At 68.8% G+C, this 23,366-nt stretch carries 19 protein-coding genes; 12 read left to right on the top strand and 7 right to left on the bottom strand.

The annotated features are described in order from the left end of the window. The first annotated feature begins 61 nt into the window (after window positions 1–61). The 7 genes from ACT54X_RS01425 (at window position 62) to ACT54X_RS01395 (ending at window position 8,007) form a co-directional block, all read left to right on the top strand. On the top strand, window positions 62–2,935 hold the full coding sequence (locus ACT54X_RS01425; protein WP_234192088.1) for a 2-oxoglutarate dehydrogenase E1 component: 2,874 nt from the start codon (window positions 62–64) through the stop codon (window positions 2,933–2,935). 107 nt (window positions 2,936–3,042) lie between these two features. After that, window positions 3,043–4,311, top strand: coding sequence for a 2-oxoglutarate dehydrogenase complex dihydrolipoyllysine-residue succinyltransferase (odhB, locus tag ACT54X_RS01420; RefSeq protein WP_294373818.1), 1,269 nt, complete (start codon window positions 3,043–3,045; stop codon window positions 4,309–4,311). A 20-nt stretch (window positions 4,312–4,331) separates the two neighbouring features. Next, window positions 4,332–4,574 carry a hypothetical protein gene (locus ACT54X_RS01415; RefSeq protein WP_294373816.1) on the top strand — a complete coding sequence of 81 codons (243 nt, stop codon included), beginning with the start codon at window positions 4,332–4,334 and terminating at the stop codon, window positions 4,572–4,574. After that, window positions 4,571–4,804: a DUF2283 domain-containing protein gene (locus ACT54X_RS01410; protein ID WP_294373814.1), complete on the top strand. Its 234-nt coding sequence runs from the start codon at window positions 4,571–4,573 to the stop codon at window positions 4,802–4,804. The genes ACT54X_RS01415 and ACT54X_RS01410 overlap by 4 nt, the downstream gene beginning before the upstream one ends. Further along, window positions 4,801–6,231 (top strand): dihydrolipoyl dehydrogenase, encoded by a 1,431-nt coding sequence (lpdA, locus tag ACT54X_RS01405; protein WP_294373812.1) that lies wholly within the window; start codon window positions 4,801–4,803, stop codon window positions 6,229–6,231. The genes ACT54X_RS01410 and lpdA overlap by 4 nt, the downstream gene beginning before the upstream one ends. A 1-nt stretch (window position 6,232) precedes the next feature. After that, window positions 6,233–7,339, top strand: coding sequence for a cell division protein ZapE (gene zapE / locus ACT54X_RS01400; protein ID WP_294373811.1), 1,107 nt, complete (start codon window positions 6,233–6,235; stop codon window positions 7,337–7,339). After that, a complete protein-coding gene (locus ACT54X_RS01395) occupies window positions 7,336–8,007 on the top strand; it encodes a hypothetical protein (RefSeq protein ID WP_294373809.1) in 672 nt (223 codons plus the stop codon). The genes zapE and ACT54X_RS01395 overlap by 4 nt, the downstream gene beginning before the upstream one ends. A 118-nt stretch (window positions 8,008–8,125) precedes the next feature. Here ACT54X_RS01395 and ACT54X_RS01390 read toward each other — a convergent pair whose 3' ends face one another. Next, entirely contained in the window at window positions 8,126–8,953 is an 828-nt protein-coding gene (locus ACT54X_RS01390) for a PP2C family protein-serine/threonine phosphatase (protein WP_476344600.1), read from the bottom strand. Window positions 8,954–9,125: 172 nt separating this feature from the next. Here ACT54X_RS01390 and ACT54X_RS01385 point away from each other — a divergent pair, with 172 nt between their 5' ends. From ACT54X_RS01385 to ACT54X_RS01370, 4 genes are all read left to right on the top strand, one after another. After that, window positions 9,126–11,147 carry a DNA repair helicase YoaA gene (locus ACT54X_RS01385; RefSeq protein ID WP_354321521.1) on the top strand — a complete coding sequence of 674 codons (2,022 nt, stop codon included), beginning with the start codon at window positions 9,126–9,128 and terminating at the stop codon, window positions 11,145–11,147. Window positions 11,148–11,515: 368 nt separating this feature from the next. After that, window positions 11,516–11,941, top strand: a complete 426-nt coding sequence (locus ACT54X_RS01380) for a tripartite tricarboxylate transporter TctB family protein (protein WP_114804351.1) — start codon at window positions 11,516–11,518, stop codon at window positions 11,939–11,941. Between the two features lie 16 nt (window positions 11,942–11,957). Then, window positions 11,958–13,481: a tripartite tricarboxylate transporter permease gene (locus tag ACT54X_RS01375; protein WP_294373801.1), complete on the top strand. Its 1,524-nt coding sequence runs from the start codon at window positions 11,958–11,960 to the stop codon at window positions 13,479–13,481. A gap of 239 nt (window positions 13,482–13,720) precedes the next feature. After that, window positions 13,721–14,863: a zinc-binding dehydrogenase gene (locus tag ACT54X_RS01370; RefSeq protein WP_476344597.1), complete on the top strand. Its 1,143-nt coding sequence runs from the start codon at window positions 13,721–13,723 to the stop codon at window positions 14,861–14,863. 169 nt (window positions 14,864–15,032) lie between these two features. Here the strand turns inward: ACT54X_RS01370 and ACT54X_RS01365 are convergent, their stop codons facing one another. The 6 genes from ACT54X_RS01365 to ACT54X_RS01340 all read right to left on the bottom strand — a co-directional run bounded on the left by ACT54X_RS01365 (window position 15,033) and on the right by ACT54X_RS01340 (window position 22,219). Then, window positions 15,033–16,019, bottom strand: a complete 987-nt coding sequence (locus ACT54X_RS01365) for a tripartite tricarboxylate transporter substrate binding protein (protein ID WP_294373796.1) — start codon at window positions 16,017–16,019, stop codon at window positions 15,033–15,035. Between the two features lie 64 nt (window positions 16,020–16,083). Next, window positions 16,084–17,298, bottom strand: a complete 1,215-nt coding sequence (locus ACT54X_RS01360) for an acyl-CoA dehydrogenase family protein (RefSeq protein ID WP_476344595.1) — start codon at window positions 17,296–17,298, stop codon at window positions 16,084–16,086. Between the two features lie 14 nt (window positions 17,299–17,312). After that, the gene (locus tag ACT54X_RS01355) at window positions 17,313–18,854 is read right to left on the bottom strand and encodes an AMP-binding protein (RefSeq protein ID WP_476345090.1); all 1,542 of its coding nucleotides are present in this window, start codon (window positions 18,852–18,854) and stop codon (window positions 17,313–17,315) included. A gap of 210 nt (window positions 18,855–19,064) precedes the next feature. Next, window positions 19,065–20,063, bottom strand: a complete 999-nt coding sequence (locus ACT54X_RS01350) for a LysR family transcriptional regulator (RefSeq protein WP_476344593.1) — start codon at window positions 20,061–20,063, stop codon at window positions 19,065–19,067. 37 nt (window positions 20,064–20,100) lie between these two features. Then, complete coding sequence (gene dkgB, locus ACT54X_RS01345; RefSeq protein ID WP_476344591.1) at window positions 20,101–20,916, bottom strand: 2,5-didehydrogluconate reductase DkgB; 816 nt, start codon at window positions 20,914–20,916, stop codon at window positions 20,101–20,103. 91 nt (window positions 20,917–21,007) lie between these two features. Continuing rightward, entirely contained in the window at window positions 21,008–22,219 is a 1,212-nt protein-coding gene (locus ACT54X_RS01340; RefSeq protein ID WP_476344589.1) for an MFS transporter, read from the bottom strand. 133 nt (window positions 22,220–22,352) lie between these two features. Between ACT54X_RS01340 and ACT54X_RS01335 the strand changes: the two genes are divergently transcribed. Next, window positions 22,353–23,276 carry a LysR family transcriptional regulator gene (locus tag ACT54X_RS01335; protein ID WP_354321778.1) on the top strand — a complete coding sequence of 308 codons (924 nt, stop codon included), beginning with the start codon at window positions 22,353–22,355 and terminating at the stop codon, window positions 23,274–23,276. Window positions 23,277–23,366: the final 90 nt, after the last annotated feature.

Raw genomic sequence — 23,366 nt, 5'->3', positions numbered from 1 at the left:
GTCGCGGAAGGTTTTCTTAACCAGCTAATGCTTCCCCAAGGGAAGCGGAGGTCAGCGGAACATGAGCGATTCCCCCGCGTCCATCTACAACGCCTACCAAGGCAACAGTTACCTCTTCGGCGGCAATGCGCCCTATGTCGAAGAGATGTACGAGAACTATCTCGCCAATCCGGGAAGCGTGCCCGACAACTGGCGCTCGTACTTTGATGCACTCCAGCACGTGCCGGCGTCGGACGGAAGCGATTCCCGCGATGTTCCGCATCAGCCTGTCATCAATGCCTTCGCCGAGCGCGCCAAGCAGGGCGGCACCCGCGTGGTCGAGGCCAGCGGCGCCGACTCCGAGCTGGGTCGCAAGCGCACCGCCGTCCAGCAGCTGATCGCCGCCTACCGCAACGTCGGCGCCCGCTGGGCCAACCTGGATCCGCTGCAGCGCGCCGAGCGCCCGGCCATCCCCGAGCTGGAGCCGTCGTTCTACGGCTTCGCCGACGCCGACCTCGAGACGGTCTTCAACACCAGCAACACCTTCTTCGGCCGCGACACCATGTCGCTGCGCGACCTGCTGAACGCCCTGCGCGAGACGTACTGCGGCACCATCGGCGTCGAGTACATGTACATGACCGACCAGGCGCAGAAGCGCTGGTGGCAGCAGAAGCTCGAAGCCGCACGCACCAACCCCAAGCTGAGCGCCGAGAAGAAGAAGCATGTGCTCGAACGCCTGACGGCCGCCGAAGGCCTGGAACGCTTCCTGCACACCAAGTACGTCGGCCAGAAGCGCTTCTCGCTCGAAGGCGGCGAAAGCTTCATCGTCGCCATGGACGAGCTGGTCAACGGTGCCGGCGCCAAGGGCGTGCAGGAAATCGTGATCGGCATGGCCCACCGCGGCCGCCTGAACGTGCTGGTCAACACCCTGGGCAAGGCGCCCAAGGACCTGTTCGCCGAGTTCGACCACACCGCGCCCGAAGACCTGCCCAGCGGCGACGTGAAGTACCACCAGGGCTTCAGCTCGGACGTGACCACGCCCAGCGGCCCGATGCACCTGAGCCTGGCCTTCAACCCCTCGCACCTGGAAATCGTGAACCCGGTGGTCGAGGGCTCGGTGCGCGCCCGCATGGACCGTCGCGGCGACAAGCGCGGCGCCTCGGTGCTGCCCGTGCTGGTGCACGGTGACGCGGCCTTCGCCGGCCAGGGCGTCATCATGGAAACGCTGGCCCTGGCCGAAACCCGCGGCTACTACACCGGCGGCACGATCCACATCGTCATCAACAACCAGATCGGCTTCACCACCTCCGATCCGCGCGACAGCCGCTCCACGCTGTACTGCACCGACGTCGTCAAGATGATCGAGGCGCCCGTGCTGCACGTGAACGGCGACGATCCCGAGGCCGTGGTGCTGTGCATGCAACTGGCCCTGGAATACCGCCAGGAGTTCAACAAGGATGTGGTCGTCGACATCATCTGCTTCCGCAAGCTGGGCCACAACGAGCAGGACACCCCCTCGCTCACCCAGCCGCTGATGTACAAGAAGATCGCCGCCCACCCTGGCACGCGCAAGCTGTACGCCGACAAGCTGGCGGCCCAGGGCCTGGGCGAGACGCTGGGTGACGACATGGTCAAGGCCCAGCGCGCCGCCTTCGACGCCGGCAAGAACACCGTCGACCCGGTGCTCACCGACTTCAAGCGCAAGTACGCTGTCGACTGGAGCGCCTTCGCCAATAAGAAGTGGACCGACGCTGCCGAGACCGCGCTGCCGCTGGCCGAGTGGAAGCGACTGGCCGAGAAGATCACCACGGTGCCGGAAGGCTTCACGGTGCATCCGCTGGTCAAGAAGGTGCTGGACGACCGCGCCGCCATGGGCCGCGGCGACGTCAACGTCGACTGGGGCATGGGCGAGCACATGGCCTTCGCCTCGCTGGTGGCCAGCGGTTACCCGGTGCGCCTGTCGGGCGAGGACTGCGGCCGCGGCACCTTCACCCACCGCCATTCGGTGCTGCACGACCAGAACCGTGAGAAGTGGGACACCGGCACCTACGTGCCGCTGCAGAACGTGGCCGAGAACCAGGCCCCGTTCGTCGTCATCGACTCCATCCTGTCCGAAGAGGCGGTGCTGGGCTTCGAATACGGCTATGCGTCCAACGACCCGAACACCCTGGTGATCTGGGAAGCCCAGTTCGGCGACTTCGCCAACGGCGCCCAGGTGGTGATCGACCAGTTCATCGCCTCGGGTGAAGTGAAGTGGGGCCGCCTGAACGGCCTGACCCTGATGCTGCCGCACGGCTATGAAGGCCAGGGCCCCGAGCACAGCTCGGCCCGCCTGGAGCGCTTCATGCAGTTGTCGGCCGACACCAACATCCAGGTGGTGCAGCCCACGACGGCCAGTCAGATCTTCCACCTGCTGCGTCGCCAGATGGTGCGCAACCTGCGCAAGCCGCTGGTCATCATGACCCCGAAGTCGCTGCTGCGTAACAAGGACGCGACCTCGCCGGTGTCGGAGTTCATCAAGGGCGGCTTCCAGACGGTCATCCCGGACGTCAAGGAACTGAAGGCCGACAAGGTCAAGCGCATCGTCGCCTGTTCGGGCAAGGTCTACTACGACCTGGCCAAGAAGCGCGAGGAGAAGGGCGCCGACGACGTGGCCATCATCCGCGTCGAGCAGCTCTACCCCTTCCCGCACAAGGCTTTCGCGGCCGAGGTCAAGAAGTACCCCAATGCGGCAGACATCGTGTGGTGCCAGGACGAGCCCCAGAACCAGGGTGCCTGGTTCTTCGTGCAGCACTACATCCACGAGAACATGCTCGACGGCCAGAAGCTGGGCTACTCCGGGCGTGCCGCCTCCGCGTCGCCGGCCGTGGGTTACGCCCACCTGCACCAGGAGCAGCAGAAGGCGCTGGTCGACGGCGCGTTCGGCAAGCTCAAGGGCTTCGTCCTGACCAAGTAAGTCCCCGCCACGGAGGCCGGCGCGTTGCGCCGGCCTGCTGTTCTTGCGCGCCCCATTTTTTTGTCGTTCGCGGGCGTGTTTCCCTCGAATAAGCAGAGTCCATAAAAATGTCCATCGTTGAAGTCAAGGTTCCCCAGTTGTCCGAGTCCGTGGCAGAAGCCACGATGCTGCAGTGGAAGAAGAAGGCCGGCGAAGCCGTCACGGCCGATGAAATCCTGATCGAGATCGAGACCGACAAGGTCGTGCTCGAAGTGCCGGCCCCGGCGTCCGGCGTGCTGGCCGAGATCGTCCAGGCCGACGGCGCCACCGTCGTCGCCGACCAGCTGATCGCCAAGATCGACACCGAAGGCAAGGCCGGCGCAGCCGCGCCCGCACCGGCTGCCGCCGCGGCTGCGCCCGCCGCATCGGCCCCGGCTGCCGCAGCGCCCGCCGCGACCGGTGGCGCCAAGTCCGACGTGGCCATGCCCGCCGCCGCCAAGCTGCTGGCCGACAACGGCCTGAAGACCAGCGACGTCGCCGGCTCCGGCAAGGACGGCCGCGTGACCAAGGGCGACGTGCTGTCGGCCGTGGCCGGTGGCGCCACCGCCGCCAAGGCACCTGCCGTTCAGATCCCGACCGGTGCCCCCAAGACCTCGCTGCCGCAGGTCGCCGCCCCCACCGCTGCCAACCTGGGCGACCGCCCCGAAGAGCGCGTGCCGATGAGCCGCCTGCGCGCCCGCATCGCCGAGCGCCTGCTGCAGTCGCAGTCCACCAACGCCATCCTGACCACCTTCAACGAGGTGAACATGGCCCCCGTGATGGACCTGCGCAAGAAGTTCCAGGACGCCTTCACCAAGGAGCACGGCACCAAGCTCGGCTTCATGAGCTTCTTCGTCAAGGCGGCCGTGCACGCCCTCAAGAAGTACCCGGTGCTCAACGCCTCGGTCGACGGCAACGACATCATCTATCACGGCTACTTCGACATCGGCATCGCCGTCGGTTCGCCGCGCGGCCTGGTGGTGCCGATCCTGCGCAATGCCGACCAGATGAGCTTCGCCGACATCGAGAAGAAGATCGCCGAGTTCGGCAAGAAGGCCCAGGAAGGCAAGCTGTCCATCGACGAGATGACCGGCGGCACCTTCTCCATCTCCAACGGCGGCACCTTCGGCTCCATGCTTTCGACGCCCATCATCAACCCGCCCCAGTCGGCCATCCTGGGCGTGCACGCCACCAAGGACCGTGCCGTGGTCGAGAACGGCCAGATCGTGGTGCGCCCGATGAACTATCTGGCGATGAGCTACGACCACCGCATCATCGACGGCCGCGAAGCCGTGCTGGGCTTGGTCGCGATGAAGGAAGCGCTGGAAGATCCCTCGCGCCTGCTCTTCGACATCTGATCGCCCCGGCTGCGTGAGCGATGGCGCTGCGCTGCACCCAGTACTTTCTCGCCACGCGCGAGCGCGACGACCGCAAGTCGATCGAGCTCGCGTGGATTGAGCGGGTGGTGCAGGCGCCGCAGCATCGCCATCTCCAGGAAGACGGCCGCAGGCGCCTGTGGGCGCCGGTGCCAGAGGCGGAAGGCCGATGGCTGCGCGTCGTGCTCCTGGAGGACGGCGAGACCGTCCACAATGCGTTTTTCGATCGGAGCTTCAGGCCATGAAGGTCACGTACTTCCAGGACACGGACACCCTCTACATCGAGTTCCGCAGCGGCCAGGTGGCCGAGACGCGCGACCTCGACGAGAGCACGCTGCTGGAGTTCGACGACCGGGGCCGCATGTGCGCCATGACGATCGAACACGCCAGCGAACGCGCAGACATTCCCGCCTTTTCATTCGAGCAGGTTGCCGCACGCCCCGTCGGCGCGCAACCGCACCAAGGACACCCATGAGCACCAAGCAATTCGACGTCATCGTCATCGGCGGTGGCCCCGGCGGCTACATCGCTGCCATCCGCGCGGCCCAACTGGGCTTCAACACCGCCTGCATCGACGAATGGAAGAACGGCAAGGGCGGCCCGGCACCGGGCGGCACCTGCACCAACGTGGGCTGCATCCCATCCAAGGCCCTGCTGCAGTCGTCCGAGCATTTCGAGCACGCCAACAAGCACTTCGCCGAGCACGGCATCACGGCCTCCGACGTCAAGATGGACGTGGCCAAGATGCTGGCCCGCAAGGACGGCGTGGTGAAGCAGAACAACGACGGCATCCTGTACCTGTTCAAGAAGAACAAGGTCAGCTTCTTCCACGGCCGCGGCTCCTTCGCGAAGGCAGCCGAAGGCGGTTACGAGATCAAGGTCGCCGGCGCTGCCGAAGAGACGCTGGTCGGCAAGCACATCATCGTGGCCACGGGCTCCAACGCCCGCCAGCTGCCCGGCGTGCCCTTCGACGAGGAGACCGTGCTGTCCAACGACGGCGCGCTGCGCGTCGGTGCCGTGCCCAAGAAGCTGGCGCTGATCGGCTCCGGCGTGATCGGCCTGGAGATGGGCTCCGTGTGGCGCCGCCTGGGTGCGGACGTCACCATCCTCGAAGGTCTGCCGACCTTCCTGGGCGCCGTGGACGAGCAGATCGCCAAGGAAGCCAAGAAGGCCTTCGACAAGCAGGGCCTGAAGGTCGAGCTGGGTGTGAAGGTGGGCGAGGTCGCCAAGACCCAGGCCGGCGTCACCATCGACTACACCGATGCCAAGGGCGAAGCCAAGAAGCTGGAAGCCGACAAGCTGATCGTCTCGATCGGCCGCGTGCCCAACACCATCGGCCTGAATGCCGAGGCCGTGGGCCTGAAGCTGGACGACCGCGGCGCCATCATCGTGGACGACGAGTGCAAGACCAGCCTGCCCAACGTGTGGGCCGTGGGCGACGTGGTGCGCGGCCCGATGCTGGCGCACAAGGCGGAAGAAGAGGGCGTGGCCGTGGCCGAGCGCATTGCCGGCCAGCATGGGCACGTCAACTTCAACACCATCCCCTGGGTGATTTACACCAGCCCCGAGATCGCGTGGGTAGGCCGCACCGAGCAGCAGCTCAAGGCCGATGGCGTGAAATACAAGGCCGGCACCTTCCCCTTCCTGGCGAACGGCCGCGCGCGCGCGCTGGGCGACACCACGGGCATGGTGAAGTTCCTGGCCGATGCAACGACCGACGAGATTCTGGGCGTGCACATCGTGGGCCCCATGGCCAGCGAGCTGATCTCGGAAGCCGTCGTCGCGATGGAGTTCAAGGCCTCGGCCGAGGACATCGCCCGCATCTGCCACGCGCACCCGTCGCTCTCCGAGGCGACCAAGGAAGCCGCGTTGGCCGTCGACAAGCGCACGCTGAACTTCTGAGTTGGCGCTCCCGTCCGTCAAGGAGGCCTACGAGGCCGAACTCAAGGGCCGCGGCTACACCGCCGATCCCGCGCAACTGCGCGCGGTCGACGCGCTGGACCGCTGCGCCCGCGAGTGGGCCGAGTACAAGGCCCAGCGCTCCAACGCCTTCAAGAAGCTGATCCATCGCCCGGCCGTGCCGCGCGGTGTCTACATGTATGGCGGCGTCGGGCGCGGCAAGAGCTTCCTGATGGACTGCTTCTTCAATGCGGTGCCCATCAACCGCAAGACACGCCTGCACTTCCACGAGTTCATGCGCGAGGTCCACCGTGAGCTGGCAGACCTGCAGGGCATCCAGAACCCGCTCGATGAGCTGGGCAAGCGCATCGCCAAGCGCTTCAAGCTGATCTGCTTCGACGAGTTCCACGTCGCCGACATCACCGACGCGATGATCCTGCATCGCCTGCTGGTGGCCTTGTTCGAGAACGGCGTGGGCTTCGTCACCACCTCCAATTTCAAGCCCGACGACCTGTACCCCGGCGGGCTGCACCGCGACCGCATCCTGCCGGCCATCGACCTGCTCAACGCGAAGCTCGAGGTCATCAACGTGGACAACGGCACCGACTACCGGCGCCGCACGCTGGAGCAGGTGCGCCTGTACATCACGCCCAACGACAGTGGCTCCGAGAAGGAGCTGCGCAAGATCTTCGACAAGCTGGCGGAGAAGGGCGACGACAACCCGGTGCTGAACATCGAGAAGCGCGAGATCCGCGCCCGGCGTCGTGCTGGCGGCGTGGTGTGGTTCGACTTCCGCACGCTGTGCGGCGGCCCGCGCTCGATGAACGACTACCTTGAGATTGCCAGCCAGTTCCACACCGTGCTGCTGTCCGACGTGCCCGAGATGCCGGTGCGCATGGCCTCGGAAGCGCGGCGTTTCACCTGGCTGGTGGACGTGTTCTACGATCGCCGGGTGAAGCTCGTGCTCTCGGCCGCGGTGCCGCCGGAGCAGCTCTACACCGAAGGGCCGCTGGCGCACGAGTTTCCGCGCACCGTCTCGCGACTGAACGAAATGCAGTCGGCCGAGTTCCTGGCGCTGGAGCGCCGTACCGTGGACACCCGCCTCACATGAGCTTTTCCCTTCGCCTTGTCGCGTTGATGCTGGTCGCCGTGCCGGCGGGCACCGTGCTTGCCCAATCCGCCGTGTCGGCGGCTGCGCCCGGTTCGGCACAGGCGGCGGACGAACGCGAGCGCATCGGCGTCGAGCGCAAGGCCGAAGAGGTGCGCTACTCGGCCCGCCGGGCTCAGTGCTACCAGCGCTTCGCCGTCGATGACTGCCTCAATGCCGAGAGCCGTCTGCACCGCGAGACGCTGGATGGGCTCAAGCGGCGTGAAGCCGTGCTCAATGATGCGGAGCGCCGCCAACGAGGCGAAGACGCCCTGCGCCGCATCCAGGACAAACAGGCCAACCCGCCTGCGCGGGACCTGCCCCAGGAACGCGACCGGAACCGGCAGGCCCAGCAGGACCGAGAGCAGCGCAACGCCGACCATGCGGCCAGCCGGGCCGCCACCGCCGCGCAGGCGTCGCAGCGCCGGCAGCAGTTCGAGGACCGGCAGAAGGCGCAGGCCGAGAAGGCGGCCGAGCGGGCCCAGCGGCGCACCCAGGATGCCGCAGAGCGCGAACGCTACGAGCGTCGACAGGTCGACGCCCAGCAGCGTCGCGCAGACGCCCAGCGCCGCAATGCCGAGCGCACCAAGCCGCCGGCGGCGCCGCTGCCGGATCCGGCAGCCAAGCCCTGAGTCCGCACTCGCCAAGACGTGCCGCGGCGGTGCCCGCTTATGGGGCGGGCCCTCCATGTTGCAGGGCGGGCGCCGGCTTGGCGGCGAGAGGCTGAAGCCGCCGTATCGGCGGCCGTGCTCAGCGCCGCGGGCTGCTGTCCATGAACGCGTCGAGCGCGGCGGAGGAGGGCGTGGCCGGCTTGCCGGGCAGTTCCTCCACCTTCACCAGGATCAGCGACAGGTTGTCGCCCGCCCCGCCGGCGCGGCGACGCGCCTCGTTCACCAGCATCTCGGCCGCTGCGCGGGCCGGGTATCGCGCGATGACCGCTCCGAGCTCCTCGGGCGTGAAGTAGTGCCAGAGCCCGTCAGAGCAGGCCATCAACGCGTCGCCGGGCTGGACGCCATCGATGGCCTCGAGGTCCATCGGCGGCAGGGTGGACTGCATGCCGAGGCAGCCCACGAGGATGTTGGCCTTCGGATGGCGCAAGGCCTCGTCCTCGTCCAGCTCGCCGCGCTGCACCAGCACCTCGACATAGGAATGGTCGCGCGTGCGGCGCACCAGGCGGCCGCGGCGGAACAGGTAGATGCGCGAATCGCCGGCGTGGATCCAGGCGCCCCGGCCATCGGGGTCGAGCAGGAAGGCCGCCACGGTGCTGTGCGGCTCCTGCTCGCTCGACAGCGCGGTCAGCCGGATCACGGTGTGGGCTTCGTCGACCAGCTGGCGCAGCAGCCGGTCGGGATCGTCCGTGCCCGGTGCATAGCGGGCGAACAGCTGCTGCGCCGTCATGATGACCTGCTCCGATGCCTTGCGGCCGCCGCTGCGGCCGCCCATGCCGTCGGCGACCACCGCGAGGAGGCAGCCCGGGCGCTGGGGATGCCCGATCAGGGCGACCTGATCCTGTTGGTAAGGCCGGTCTCCCTGGTGGAGACCCGTGGCAGCGGACAATCGGAAACCGGTGTGAGGCATTGGCGCGGTCGGCGCCGCGGCGCGCCAACGAGAAGGCTATGTGGCTGTCTGACACCCATTATCGAGCGATCCAGTGACACCGTTAAACACAATTCACAGTTTCTCCTTTGTCGAAAGCTTGTGTCTGCCAGGAGCGACGCCCAGGCGCCCTTCGACCGGGAGGAAAGGCTAGATGGCGCTCGCTGACGAGGTGATGGATGTCTTCGCCGACGGCGGGGCCTTGTCGCAGGCGGCGGACCAGTTCCGCGTGCGCGAGGGCCAGACGCAGATGGCGCTGGCCATCGCCCACACCGTGGCCGAAGGGGGGCAACTGGTGGTGGAGGCGGGCACGGGCGTGGGCAAGACCTTCTCGTACCTCGTGCCGGCCTTGCTGAGTGGCGAGCGTGTGCTGCTGTCGACCGCCACCAAGGCCTTGCAGGACCAGCTCTTCGGGCGCGACCTGCCACGTCTGCTGGAGGCGCTCAACCTGCCGCTGCGCACTGCCTTGCTCAAGGGACGGGGCAGCTACCTCTGCCTGCACCGCATGGCCCAGGCCCGGCATGACGCCGGGGGGGAGCGGGGCGTGGCCCATGCGCTGGCCAAGGTCGAGCGCTGGGCGCTCACCACGCGCACCGGCGACCTGGCCGAGCTGCCGGGCCTGGACGAGCGCTCGCCGGTCATTCCGCTGGTCACCTCCACCCGCGACAACTGCCTGGGCCAGCAGTGCCCGCAGTTCAAGGCCTGCCACGTCAACCTGGCCCGGCGCGAGGCGCTGGCGGCGGACGTGGTGGTCATCAACCACCACCTGTTCTTCGCCGACCTCGCGGTGCGCGAGTCGGGCATGGCCGAGCTGCTGCCCAGCGTGCGCGTGGTGATCTTCGACGAGGCGCACCAGCTCAACGAGACGGGCGTGCAGTTCCTGGGCCTGCAACTGGGTACCGGGCAGGTGCTGGACTTTGCGCGCGACCTGCTCGCCGCCGGGCTGCAGCAGGCACGCGGCCTGGCCGACTGGCAGGACGTGGCCGGCAAGCTCGAGCACGCGGCCCGCGAACTGCGCATGGTGGCCGGCAAGGGCTGGCCCGGCGCCAAGCTGCGCTGGAACGGCGCCGCCCCCGAAGGCATCGGCGCCACCCAGTGGCAGGGCGGCCTGGACACCCTGCGCCGCGCCGCGGAAGACGCCGCTGTCGCGCTGGACACAGTCAGCGAGCTTTCCCCCGACTTCGTCCGCCTGGCCGAGCGCGCCGGCCTGCTGGTCGAGCGGGCAGGCCTGCTGACCGAACCGTGCCCGCCCGATGCGGTGCGCTGGGTCGACATCGGCACCCAGCTGCGACTCGTGCAGTCACCGCTGGACATCGCCGATGCGGTGCGCAAGCGCGTGCTCAAGGCCGACCGCCCGGCGCCGTCCCCGCAGGAGCAGGGCGGGGAGTCGCGCAGCCGTGCCTGGATCTTCACCTCGGCCACGCTGGGCGACGACCCGCAACTGCGCTGGTTCACCGAGCCGTGCGGCCTGGACGAAGCGCAGGTGCTGCGCGTGGCCAGCCCCTTCGACTATGCGCAGCAGGCCGCGCTCTATGTGCCGCGGCAGTTTCCCCGGCCCGCCGATGCCGGCCATCCGGACGCCGTGGCGGCGCTGGCGGCCAAGGGCGCGCTGCGGCTGGGTGGCCGCACGCTGGTGCTGACGACCACGCTGCGCGCGCTGCGCACCATCGGCGACGGCCTGCGCGAGCGCCTGCGTGCCGCCGGCAGCGACGTCGATGTGCTGGTGCAGGGCGAGTGGCCCAAGCGCGTACTGATGGAGCGCTTCCGCGCGGGCGCCGACGCGGGCGCGACCGGTTGCGTGCTGGTGGCCTCCGCCTCGTTCTGGGAGGGCTTCGACGCGCCGGGCGATGTGCTGCAACTCGTGGTGATCGACAAGCTGCCCTTCCCGCCGCCGGGCGATCCGCTGGTGGAGGCGCGCACGCGCCGGCTGGAGTCGCAGGGCCGCAGCGGCTTCGGCGACTACTCCATCCCCGAGGCGGCCGTGGCGCTCAAGCAGGGCGCGGGCCGGCTCATCCGGCGCGAAAGCGACCGTGGCGTGCTGGTCGTGTGCGACACGCGCCTGGTGTCCATGGGCTACGGCCGCCGCCTGCTCGCCGCGCTGCCGCCCATGCGCCGGCTGGCGGCCGAGGCCGACTTCGAGCAGGCACTCGACGATCTGACGCAGCCCCCCGGCTGAACGGACGAAAGGCCGCGCGCCCATGTTCCAGAGGCCGCCTTCGGGCGGCTTTTTCATGGGTATTTCGGTCGCCGTCGATGACCCGGCGAAGCCCGGGAAAACGGGCGTCTACGTGTATTTGCGTAGCCGCTTCTTCGTGTTAACCCGGAGGAAAAGTCACCGATGCGACGCCTGCGCGCCGCAGGGGCCCTCCGGTACGTAATTCCCCTCTGCAGTCGGTCAGATTCCGATCAGTGTGGCAGCCGGAGCATCCCCTCCGCCCCAGCAGCTGCGGCTGCAAAGGAGACATTGGCACCCCGCCGGATCCCCCGGCGCGAGAGGGACCAACCGATCCACAACATCAACATGACGACGCTTCGCCTCCCCTTATGAACGATCGCAACCTCAACCGAGGCTTGTTCCTCATCGCGCTTGCACTGCTGTTCGGCGTGCCGGCCTTCAACTACCAGATCGGCAGCTTCGCGCACGCCGGCCCGGGCCTGTTCCCGGCCATGGTCAGCGGCATGCTGCTGGCCATCGGGATCATCACCGTGATCCGCTCGCGCTTCGTCAAGCCGATCCCGATGTCGGTCAACTTCAAGAACATCGCGATCATCCTGGCCAGCCTGTGCACCTTCGCGCTCGTGTCCACCTACGTGAACATGACCGTGGGCATCGTCGTCATGGTGTTCATCGCCTCGCTGGCGGCCAGCGGCAAGTATTCCTGGGTACGCAACGTCAAGGTGGCGGTGGTGCTCGTGGGTTTCGCCTTCGGCTTCCAGAAGCTGCTGGGCCTGAACCTTCCCCTGTACTGATCGGAGCCTGCACACCATGGAAGCTCTCCATAACCTGGCGTTCGGCTTCGAGCACGCGCTGACCATCCACAACCTGATGTACTGCGCCATCGGCTGCGTGGTCGGCACCCTGGTGGGCCTGCTGCCCGGCCTGGGCCCGCTGGCCACCATCAGCCTGCTGCTGCCGCTGACGTATTCCATCGACACCACCGGCGCGCTGATCATGCTGGCCGGCATCTACTACGGGGCGCAGTACGGCGACAGCGTGTCGGCGATCACGATGAAGATCCCGCACGCGAGTTCGATCGTGGCCTGTATCGACGGCTACGCGATGACGCTCAAGGGCAAGACGGGCCTAGCGCTGTTCACGGCCGGCTTCTCCAGCTTCATCGGCGGCACCGTGGCCATCATCGTGCTGACCTTCCTGGCACCCAAGCTGGGCGAGGTGGCCTTCCTGTTCGGCCCCGCGGACTACTGCGCGCTGATGATGGTGGGCTTCGTCTGCGTGAGCTTCGTGACCACCGGCAGCCTGCTCAACGGCCTGGCCATGTGCCTGATCGGCGTGCTGCTCGGCCAGATCGGCACCGACGTCAACAGCGGCGTGCAGCGCTACACCATGGACCTGCCCTTCCTCGCCGACGGCGTGGGCCTGGTCAGCATCGCGCTGGGCTGCTTCGGCATCGCCGAGATCACCAAGAACCTCGACAGCGGTGAAGAGCGCTCGCCCTTCAACGGCAAGATCCACCTGATGCCCACCTGGGAAGAGTTCAAGCGGATCATCCCCAGCGCCCTGCGCGGCAGCGTGATCGGCTCCTTCCTGGGCATCCTGCCCGGCGGCGGCCCGGCCATCGCCCAGTTCGCGGCCTACGCCATCGACAAGAAGGTCAGCAAGTACAAGCACGAGATCGGCACCGGCTGTATCGAAGGCGTGGCCGGCCAGGCCGCAGCCGACGAAGCCGCAGCCCGCACCAGCTTCATTCCGCTGATGTCCATCGGCATCCCCGAGAACGCCGTGATGGCGCTGATGATGGCCGCCTTCATCATCAAGGGCATCCAGCCCGGCCCGAACATGATCGCCGGTCACCCGGAACTGTTCTGGGGCCTGGTCGCCTCGATGTGGGTCGGCAACTGCTTCCTGATCATCCTGAACGTGCCGCTGGTGCGCTACTGGCTGTCGGTCTTCAAGATCCCGTACGCCGTGCTCTTCCCGGGCATCCTGTTCTTCTGTTGCATCGGCACGTACAGCGTCAACAACAACCTCGAAGACCTGTACATCACCGCCGCCTTCGGCCTGCTGGGCTTCCTGTTCATGAAGTTCGACCTGGATGCCGCGCCGCTGATGCTGGGCTTCATCCTGGGCCCGATGCTGGAAGAGAACTTCCGCCGCACGCTGCTGCTGAGCCGCGGCAGCTTCGGCATCTTCTTCGACCGGCCCATCAGCGGCACGCTGCTGTCGCTGATCGGGGTGTTCATCGCATGGCAGACCATCGGCTTCTTCATCAAGACGAAGAAGCAGAAGAACGGAGCCGCCGCATTGCCGGCGGCGCACGAGACCGCCTGAGCGCGCGTGCAATCTGCTGCAGAAGGGGCCTTCGGGCCCCTTCTGCTTTTTGGGCGCGGCCGCACAGTGCCCATGGGCGGGTTGAGGCCCGCATCCTCGCGCGGGCCGATCCCCGCGATGCCACCGGCGCCGGTCTGATGGCCCCGCGACAGCAGCGATTGCTGGCGGCACCCACAATGAGCGTCCCGTCGCCCGCTGCCATCCGCTGCGGCGCTTTCATCCCTCTTCCGGAGACGTCCATGCCCGAGATCCTCCCCGCCACCGCCCTGCAACTGCGCTCGCTCGTCCAGGCCGACGGCACGCTGCGGATCAGCCTGGAAGAGGTGCCCGTACCGCAACCTGGCGCCGACGAGGTGCTGATCCGCGTGCAGGCTACGCCCATCAATCCCTCCGACATCGGCCTGCTGCTCGGCCCTGCGGACCTTTCGACCGTGCAGGTCTCGGGCAGCGCGGAGCGCCCCGTGGTGATTGCGCGCATCCCGGAGCGCGCCATGCCCGCCGTGGCCGCCCGCGTGGGCCAGAGCCTGCCGGTGGGCAACGAAGGCGCCGGCCTGGTGGTGGCCGCAGGTTCCTCGCCGGCCGCGCAGGCGCTGCTGGGCCGCACCGTGGCCCTGATCGGCGGCGCCATGTATGCGCAGTACCGCACCATGCCTGCGGCCCAGTGCCTGCTGCTGCCCGAGGATGCAACGGCGGCGGATGGCGCCTCCTGCTTCGTCAACCCGCTCACCTCGCTGGGCATGGTCGAGACCATGAAGCGCGAGGGCCACACGGCACTGGTGCACACGGCGGCCGCCAGCAACCTGGGCCAGATGCTCAACCGCATCTGCCTGAAGGACGGCATCGGCCTGGTGAACATCGTGCGCAAGCCCGAGCAGGCGGCGCTGCTTCACGGGCAGGGGGCCGTGCATGTGTGCGACAGCAGCGCGCCGGACTTCATGGCCCAGCTCACCGAGGCGCTGGTAGCCACCGGCGCGACCATCGGCTTCGACGCCACCGGCGGCGGCACGCTGGCCGGCCAGATCCTGCAGTGCATGGAGGCGTCCATTGCGCGCCGAACGCCCAGCGAATACAGCCGCTACGGCTCGTCGGTGCACAAGCAGGTCTATCTGTACGGTGGCCTGGACACGCGGCCCACCGAGATCCACCGCAGCTTCGGCATGGCCTGGGGCGTGGGCGGCTGGCTGCTCTTTCCCTTCCTGCAGAAGATTGGCGAGCCGGCGGCGCAGGCGCTGCGTGCGCGCGTCGCGGCCGAGCTCAAGACGACCTTTGCGAGCCACTACGCGCGGACCGTGTCGCTGGCGGGCGCACTGAGTGCCGATGCCATCGCCTTCTACGGCGCGCGAAACACGGGCGCGAAGGTGCTGATCGATCCGTCGCGCTGAACTGAAAAGCACCCCCATGCCGCTTCGCGGCTCCGCCTCTCTCGCGCCTTCGGCTTGGAGGGGGCGCACCCCGCGTCCTGGCGAAGCCAGTTCCGCGGGTGCCCTGGCATGGCCTGCTCCGCGGCCGCATGATTCGAATCGGTGCGCCTGTGGAGCCCCTTGGCTGCTGTCAGAGCGGCTCCAGTCCGACCTTCTTCATCATGGCCTGCGTCGAGCGCATCTCGCGCTTGAAGCCATCGACATAGGCGCTGCCTTCCTGGATGTCCACCTGGCCGCCTTGCTCCTGCAGCTGGGCGATCACGCGCGGCTGCTTGAGCGCCTGCACGAAGGCGGCCTGGATGCGCTCGACCACCGCATCGGGCGTGCCGGCCGGCACCGAGATGCCACCCCACGAGATCAGCTCGACGCCGGGCACGCCGGCCTCTGCCAGCGTCGGCACCTGCGGCAGCACGGCGTTGCGGCGCGGACCGGTCACCGCCAGCGCACGCAGTCGACCCGCCTGGATCTGGGGATAGGCCACAGCCAGGATGGGCGCGCCGAACACCACCTGGTTGCCGAGCACCGCGGTGCACAGCTCCGACGCGCCCTTGTAGGGCACGTGCAGCGCGCTGCCCTTGATCGCGTCCAGGAACATCTCAACGCCGAGGTGCGAGGGCGTGCCCACGCCGCCCGAGGCGTACTCCACCTTGCCGGGCCGGGCGCGGATCTGCCGGACGAGGTCGTCCACGCTGCGGATGTCCGAGTCGGCGTTCACGATCAGCACCACGTCGGCGCTGGTCAGCCGCATGATGTGGCGGAAGTCCTTGAGCGCGTCGAAGCCCGGGCTCTTGTACATGAACATGTTGGCCGCCATGGGCGCGGCCGAGTAGATCCAGGTGTAGCCATCGGCCGGCGCGCGGGCCACCAGCTTGGCCCCGATGTTGCCGCCCGCGCCGCCGCGGTTCTCGATGACCACGCTCTGGCCCAGCATCGGGCCGACTGCCTCGGCCAGGATGCGTGCGGTGTTGTCCGGGCCCGTGCCGGCCAGGTAGGGCAGCACCCATTTGATGGGCCGGCTGGGGTAGGGCTCGGCGGCACGGGCGAGGGGTGCAGCCAGGGGCGCGAGGGCGGCGGCGAGGCCAGCCCCCACCAGGCGGCGGCGGTTGATGTCGGTCATCTTGCTTGTCTCCTTTTTGATTCTTGAGAGGGCGGGCGTCCACGGCGCCGGCCAGTGCCGGGCGTCAGCCGGCGTTGTCGGGCGCGAGCAGCTCCTTGGCGATGGTGTTCTTCTGAATCTCGCTGGTGCCGGTGAGCACGCGATACATGCGCAGCATGCGGAACAGGAACTCCACGCGCCGACCCTGCACGATGCCTTCGCCGCCATGCACCTGCACCGCTTTGTCGGCCACACGGAAGGCGGTCTCCGAGCAGAAGAGCTTGGCCATGGAGGCCTCGGCCCGCGCGTCGCCGCCGGCATCGAGCTGGCGGGCGGTGGCGATCATCAGCGCGCGCGCCGCCGCCAGCTCGGTGGCGGCCTCGGCCAGCATGTGCTGGATGGCCTGGAATTGCGCGATGGCGCGACCGAACTGCCTGCGCTGCATCGCGTAGTCGCGCGCATCGCGCAGCGCCACCTGTGCCAGGCCCACCATCGCCGGGCAATGCAGCAGCCGGTTGACCGTGATGCGGCCCAGGGCCAGCGCCAAGCCGCGGCCGGGCTCGCCGATGCGCTGGCCGGCCGGTATGCGGCAGCCCTCGAGCACGATGTCGCCGGTGCTGCTCTGGCCGGCCATGGTCTTGTAGTTGCACTCGACGCGCACGCCCGGCGCACGCAGGTCGACGAAGAAGGCCGTCACTTCGCGCTGCTCGCTGCCCTCGGGCGCGGTCGAGGCCATCAGCACGGCCGCATCGGCGAAGGGCGAGCCCGAGATGAAGCGCTTGCGGCCGGTGAGGACGTAGTCGTCGCCATCCCGAACCGCACGCGTCTGCACCGCGCCGGCGTCGGAGCCGGCTTCGGCCTCGGTGAGGGCGAAGCAGATTGCCAGCTCGGCCTGTGCCACGGGCAGGATGAACTGGGCCATCTGCTGCGGCGTGGCATGGCGCACCAGTGCGCCCACGCGCGGCGGGCCGCTCAGCTCGCCCAGCACATGCGGCGCGAAGGGTGAGCCGGTGGCGTAGATGGCTTCTTTGACCAGCACATGGTCCAGCACCGACAGGCCGAGGCCGCCCAGCTGCTCGGGCAGGGTGAGACCGTAGAAGCCCAGTTCGTGCGAGCGTCGCCAGACCTGGCGCAGCAGGGCGCGGTCGGGGCTGTGCTCGTGGTCGAGCTGGTGTTCGCGCGCCAGGTCGGCCAACTCACCATTCATGAAGTGCTGAATGCGTGAGATCAGTTCGGCGGCGCGCTCGCTGCCTTCGAAGGGGCCGCGGAAGAGAGGGGCGGAGGTCGTTGCGTTCGTCATGGCATCGCCCTCGTTCAATTGACCATCCGCGACTGGCCCTGCCAGTACGGCGCCTGCACCGCGCGGCGCATCACCTTGCCGTTGGGGTTGCGCGGCAGCGCCGCCACGAACTCGATGTGCCGCGGCCGCTTGAAGCCGGCCAGCTGCGCGCTGCAGAAGGCGTCGATCAGCCCCGCATCCGCCGTGCGGCCGGGCTTGAGCACCACATGCGCCGCCACCGCCTCACCCCATTTGTCGTCGGGGATGGCAAAGACGCAGGCGTCCTGCACCGCCTCGTGCTGGTACAGCACGGCCTCGACCTCGGAGGGATAGACGTTGAAGCCGCCGCTGATGACCATGTCCTTCTTGCGGTCGACGATGTAGACGAAGCCGTCCTCGTCCATGCGGGCCAGGTCGCCGGTGTGGTAGCGGCCGTCCTTGAGCACCTCGGCCGTCAGCTCGGGCGCGCGCCAGTAGCCGGCGAACACGTCGTCGCCACCGACCACGATCTCGCCGATCTCGCCCATGGCCACGGGTTCGCCCGCGTCGTCCAGGATCTGCACGTCGCACTCCAGGAAGGGCCGGCCGCAGGAGGCCAGGCGCTCGGGGCGGGCGGCGCGGGCATGCAGGTGGTCCTCGGTGCTGAGGGCGCACACGCCGGAGGTGGTCTCGCCCGCGCCGTAGCCCTGCGACAGCACGGGGCCGAACACGTCCATGGCGCGAAGGATGCGCGCGGGTGCCATCGGCGCCGCGCCATAGCCCAGCCGCTGCAGGTCGGGCAGCGGGCGGTACTGGCCCTCCAGCTCGGCCAGCAGCATGTTGATCATGGTCGGCACCATGAACGTGTGGGTGATGCGCTCGGCCTTCATGTCGGAGAGAAAGCGCGCGGGCTCGAAGCCGTTGAAGATGCGGATGGTCACGCCGCTGCACAGGGCCGGCACGATCTGCATGCCCGAGGCATGAGTGATCGGCCCCACCAGCCCCAGTGAATGGCCACTGCGCATGCCTTCGCTGCGGATGAGGAACTTGCGCAGCTGTGCAAGCCGGTTGCCGAAGGTCTGCATGGCGGCCTTGAGCACGCCCGAGCTGCCGGAGGTGTAGTGCAGCACGGCCAGTTCGTCGGCGTGCACCGGAACGGCGTCGAAGCGGTCGCTGGCGCGGGCCAGCAGGCCTTCGTAGCCTTCGTCGCCGGGCGCGTCCAGCAGCACCAGCCACGGCGTGCCGCGCAGGTGGGGGCGGATGGCCTCGGCCCGCTCGGCGGTGGTGACGATCAGCGTGGCCTCGCTGTTGGCCGCGACCTCGCCGACCTCGGCCGGCGACAGGCGTGCGTTGAAGGGCGCCTTGACCAGGGCGGCCTTGTAGCAGGCCAGCTCCAGTTCCACGATCTCGGGGCAGTTGGGCAGGTAGATGCCGACGCGGTCGCCGCGCACCAGGCCCAGGCCGAGCAAGGCGTTGGCGAGGCGGCAGGCGCGCTGCTCCAGCTCGGCATAGGTCAGGCTGCGATCGGCGCTGCGGACCGCGACCTGCCGCGCATGGGCACGGGCGCTGCGGGCGACGAGGGTGGCCACGTTCGTCACCGGACGGACGGCGGGCGCGGAAGGGCTGGCGTTGTTGATGGCTGTCTCCTGGAATCTCGACCGGCTGCCGCGCGGACTGCGTGCGCGTCCTGCGGCGGTGTCGGTCACTGTTCCAGAAGGCCGGTCATCGCGGAAATACCGTTTGCTGATGCCGGGGCATCAATGCAAGTGATGGCCTCCCGCCGCAGGCAGGCGGGCGCGCGTCGCCGTTCAGGGCCGTTCGCGATGCAGCCACTCGGCTTCCCAGGCGCCTTGGTCGATCAGCCGGCGCGACTGGCTGAGCAGGGCCTCCATCACCGCCTGGGTGGCGGCATCCCGCACCCGTCCGGCAGGCAGGGCGAGGCTGTAGGTCCGCACCAGTTCGGGCTGCACCACGCGGGCGACGACCCAGTCGGCGCGGGCGGGCGGCGCATCGTGCAGCGCACAGGCCGGCGTGAAGGTGAAGCCTGCGCCATGCAGGTAGAGCGAGCGGATCACGCGTGCGGAGTCGTGCTCGTGGACGATGTGCAGCGCGGTGCCCCGCGCGGCCGCGGCTTCTTCCACGCTGCGGCGGATCGAGAAGCGGCGCGACTGCAGCACCAGCGGCAGGCGGGCGGCATGGTCGAAGTCCAGCGTGGGGCGGCCGGGCGGCGTGGCCGCCTTGCGCCGGCCCTTGGGTGTGGACGGCTGAAGCAGAGCCCGAACGCCGCCATCGGCGTCCTGTCCGCAGACGAACATGGCCTCGCGTGCCAGCGGCCGGCATTCCAGCCCGTCGACGGCCGGCGTGTCCACCAGGACGCCCAGGTCGGCGCGGCGGTCCAGCATGGCCTTCTTGACCATCAGGCTCAGGTCGTCGAGCACAAAGACCCGCACCCGCGGCGCCGTCTCGCGCAGGGCCATCAGCACCGGGCCCATCAGCAGCGAGGCGAGCAGGAAGGGCAGGGCGATCGTCACCGAGCCCTCCGGCCCCTGGGGCAGTTGCCGGATGCGGTCGCGCATGGCGTCGGCGTCCGACAGCAGGCGCCGGGCGTCCTCGTAGAGCTGCAGGCCGGCGGAGGTGGGCGTGACACCGGCATGCGAGCGCTCCAGCAGTTGCGTGTCGAGCTCCGCCTCCAGCTTCTTGATCTGCGCCGTCAGGGCGGGCTGTGCGATGTAGAGCGAGGCGGCTGCGCGGGAGAGGCTGCCCGCTTCGAGCACGGCGATGAAGTAGCGGAGGCTGCGCAGGTCCATGGGTGGCGCGCAGCATAGCCGCGCACTCGGCGCGGTGTCAGTCCCAGGCGGGCGCCAGGTTCTCCGGGTTGGCCAGGCGCTCGTTGCGGTCCAGCGCGGCGATCGCGGCCATGTCCTCCGACGTGAGCTTCAGGTCCTTGGCCTTCAGGTTGGAGGCCAGGTTCTCACGCTTGGTGGAAGACGGAATGACCGAGAAGCCCTGGGTCAACGCCCAGGCCAGCGCCACTTGGGCCGGGGTGGCCCCGTGCCGCTGCGCAATCTCGGCCAGCGCGGGCTCCTGCAGCACCTTGCCGTAGGCCAGCGTCATGTACGAGGTGAGGTGCACGCCTTGCATGCGGGCATAGTTGACCAGCTTGACGTTCTGCAGATAGGGGCTGATTTCGACCTGGTTGGTGGCGATGGCGCCCTTGCCGGCCAGCTCGATGGCCTGCTGCAGCAGCGCGATGGTGAAGTTGGAGACACCGAACTGCGCCGTCAGGCCCTGGTTCTGCGCTTCGGCCAGCGCTTCCAGCGTCTCGCGCAGCGGCACGGCGCGGCCGGGCGACGGCCAGTGGATCAGCGTCAGGTCGACCTGCTCGGTCCGCAGCTTCTGCAGGCTGTCCTTGAGGCTGGGGATCAGTGCGTCTGCGCCGAGCTTGTCGACCCAGACCTTGGTGGTCAGGAAGAGCTGGGAACGGGGCACGCCCGATTCGGCGATGGCCTGGCCGATCTCGGCCTCGTTGCCGTAGATCTGCGCCGTGTCGATGGCACGGTAGCCCACGTCGAGCGCATTGCGGACGGAATCGATGACGGTCTGGCCCTTGAGGCGGAAGGTGCCCAGACCAAAGGCGGGAATGGGGGCGGGGATGCTCATGATGGAATGTCCTCGTGACAGGCGTGAAGGGTTGGATGAAGCCTAGCCGCCGCGGCAACGCGCGGCTGGCGGCCGATGACCGCGCCGTGCGTCAGCAGGCGACGCAGTCGTCGCCGTTCTTGCGGGCGTTTGAGCAGCCTTGCGCATCGCGGCGGTCCAGCCGGCCGGCCCAGGTGGTGAGCGCCCAGGCGCCCAGCACCACCAGCGCGCCGATCCAGCCGGTGTGCACCAGGCCCATCCGCTCGACGATCAGGCCGCCCAACCCCGCGCCACCGGCGATGCCCAGGTTGAAGGCCGCGATGTTCAGGCCCGAGGCCACGTCCGCGCCCTTGGGGCTGAAGCGCTGCGCCTGCTGCACCACGTAGACCTGCAGGCCCGGCACGTTGCCGAAGGCCACCGCACCCCAGGCCAGCACCGTGGCGACCATCAGCAGCGGATGCGGTGCGGTCAGGCTCAGCACGCCCAGCACCGCGGCCAGGCCCAGGAAGATGCGCTGCAGCGCCGGCACCGGACCCAGGCGGTCGGCCAGCCGGCCGCCCCAGAGGTTGCCCACGGCCACCGAGAGGCCGTAGGCCAGCATCACGCCGCTCACGGCGTTGGCCGAGAAGCCCGTCACCTGCTGCAGCAGTGGCGCCAGGAAGGTGAAGGCGATGAATGAGCCGCCATAGCCCACCGCCGTCATCGCATAGACCAGCAGCAGCCGCGGCTGGGCCAGCACGGCCAGTTGCTCGCGCAGGGCGGCCGGCGGGCTGTGCGGCACGTTGCGCGGCACGAACACGGCGCTGCCCAGCACCGCCACCACGCCCAGGCCGGCGACGGCCAGGAAGGTGGCGCGCCAGCCGAGGTGCTGGCCGATCAGCGTGCCCAGCGGCACGCCCGTCACCAGCGCCACGGTGAGGCCGGTGAACATGAGGGCGATGGCGCTGGCCGCCTTCTCCTTCGGCACCACGCTGGCCGCGATGATCGAGCCGATGGAGAAGAAGACGCCGTGGGCCAGGCCGGTGAGCACGCGTGCCACGATCAGCGACTCGTAACCCGGCGCGCGCCAGGCCACCAGGTTGCCGAGCGTGAACAGCAGCATCAGCCCCAACAGCAGCGCCTTGCGCGGAAGCCGGCCGGTCAGCGCGGTGAGCAGCGGCGCGCCGACGGCGACGCCCAGGGCATAGAGGCTCACCAGCAGACCGGCCGAGGGCAGCGTCACGCCCAGGTCGGCGGCAATGGTGGGGATGAGGCCGACGATCACGAACTCGGTCGTGCCGATGGCGAAGGCGCTGAGCGTCAGCGCGAACAGGGCAATGGGCATGGAAGGCACCTCGCGGCCGGGGCCGCACAAGCAGTCGAACAGGTCGATCAGGATGGAAGGCCGCCAGTCTCCGCCCACGCGCTCTTGCGAAAAACCCGTCTATAAACCAAACACTTTTGATCTGGAATCAAGAATGAAGACGACGCTGGACGAGATGCACACCCTGGCCGCCGTGGTCGACACCGGCGCCCTGTCGCGGGCGGCCGATCAGCTGGGCATGACCGTCTCGGCCGTCAGCCGCACGCTGGCGCGGCTGGAGCAGAAGCTCGGCACCACGCTGATGCGCCGCACCACCCGCCGGCTGGAACTGACGGAGGAAGGCGCCGCCTTCCTGGCGCGCGCACGCGCCATCCTGGCCAGCGTCGATGCCGCCGAAGAGGACATGGCCGCACGCCGCGAGCGCCCCGCCGGCCGGCTGCGGGTGGACGCCGCCTCGCCCTTCATGCTGCATGTGGTGGTGCCGCTGGTCGCGGGCTACCGGGCGCGCTACCCGGAGGTCACGCTGGAATTGCACAGCCACGACGGTTTGATCGACCTGCTCGAACACCGCGTGGACGTGGCCATCCGCATCGGCCGCCTGCGCGACTCCACGCTGCATGCGCGGCCGCTGGGCAGCAGCGCGCTGCGGCTGCTGGCGTCGCCGGACTATCTGGCCGCGGCCGGCACGCCGCGCCGCGTGGCCGAGCTCGCGCGACACACGCTGCTGGGCTTCACGACGCCCAGCAGCCTCAACGAATGGCCGGTGGCCGATGCCGAAGGCCATCCGCTGCGCATCGAGCCCGCCCTCGCGGCCTCCAGCGGTGAGACGCTGCGGCAATTGGCGCTGGAGGGGGCGGGCATCGCCTGCCTGGCCGACTTCCTGACCGCGCGCGACATCGCCGAAGGCCGGCTGGTGCCAGTGCTTCCGCGGCTCACGCGCGACGTACGGCAGGCCGTGCAGGCGGTGTACTACCGCAACACGCCGCTCACGGCGCGGATCGCGTCCTTCATCGACCACTTGGCTGCCCACTGGCCGGATGCGCCGGTGGCTGCGGGAAGGGCATCGAGGCAACGCTGAAGGCAACGGCGCTTGTGCATGCCGGCCCGGGGGCACGCGGGCATACCCCAAGGTGCGGCTCCTCGGCGCACAAATACATTACGCTCGAAA

The organism is Pseudacidovorax sp. DMC4, assembly GCF_056314265.1.
Note: the sequence above shows the minus strand (reverse complement) of the source record. Positions and strands in the feature narration are given on the sequence as shown.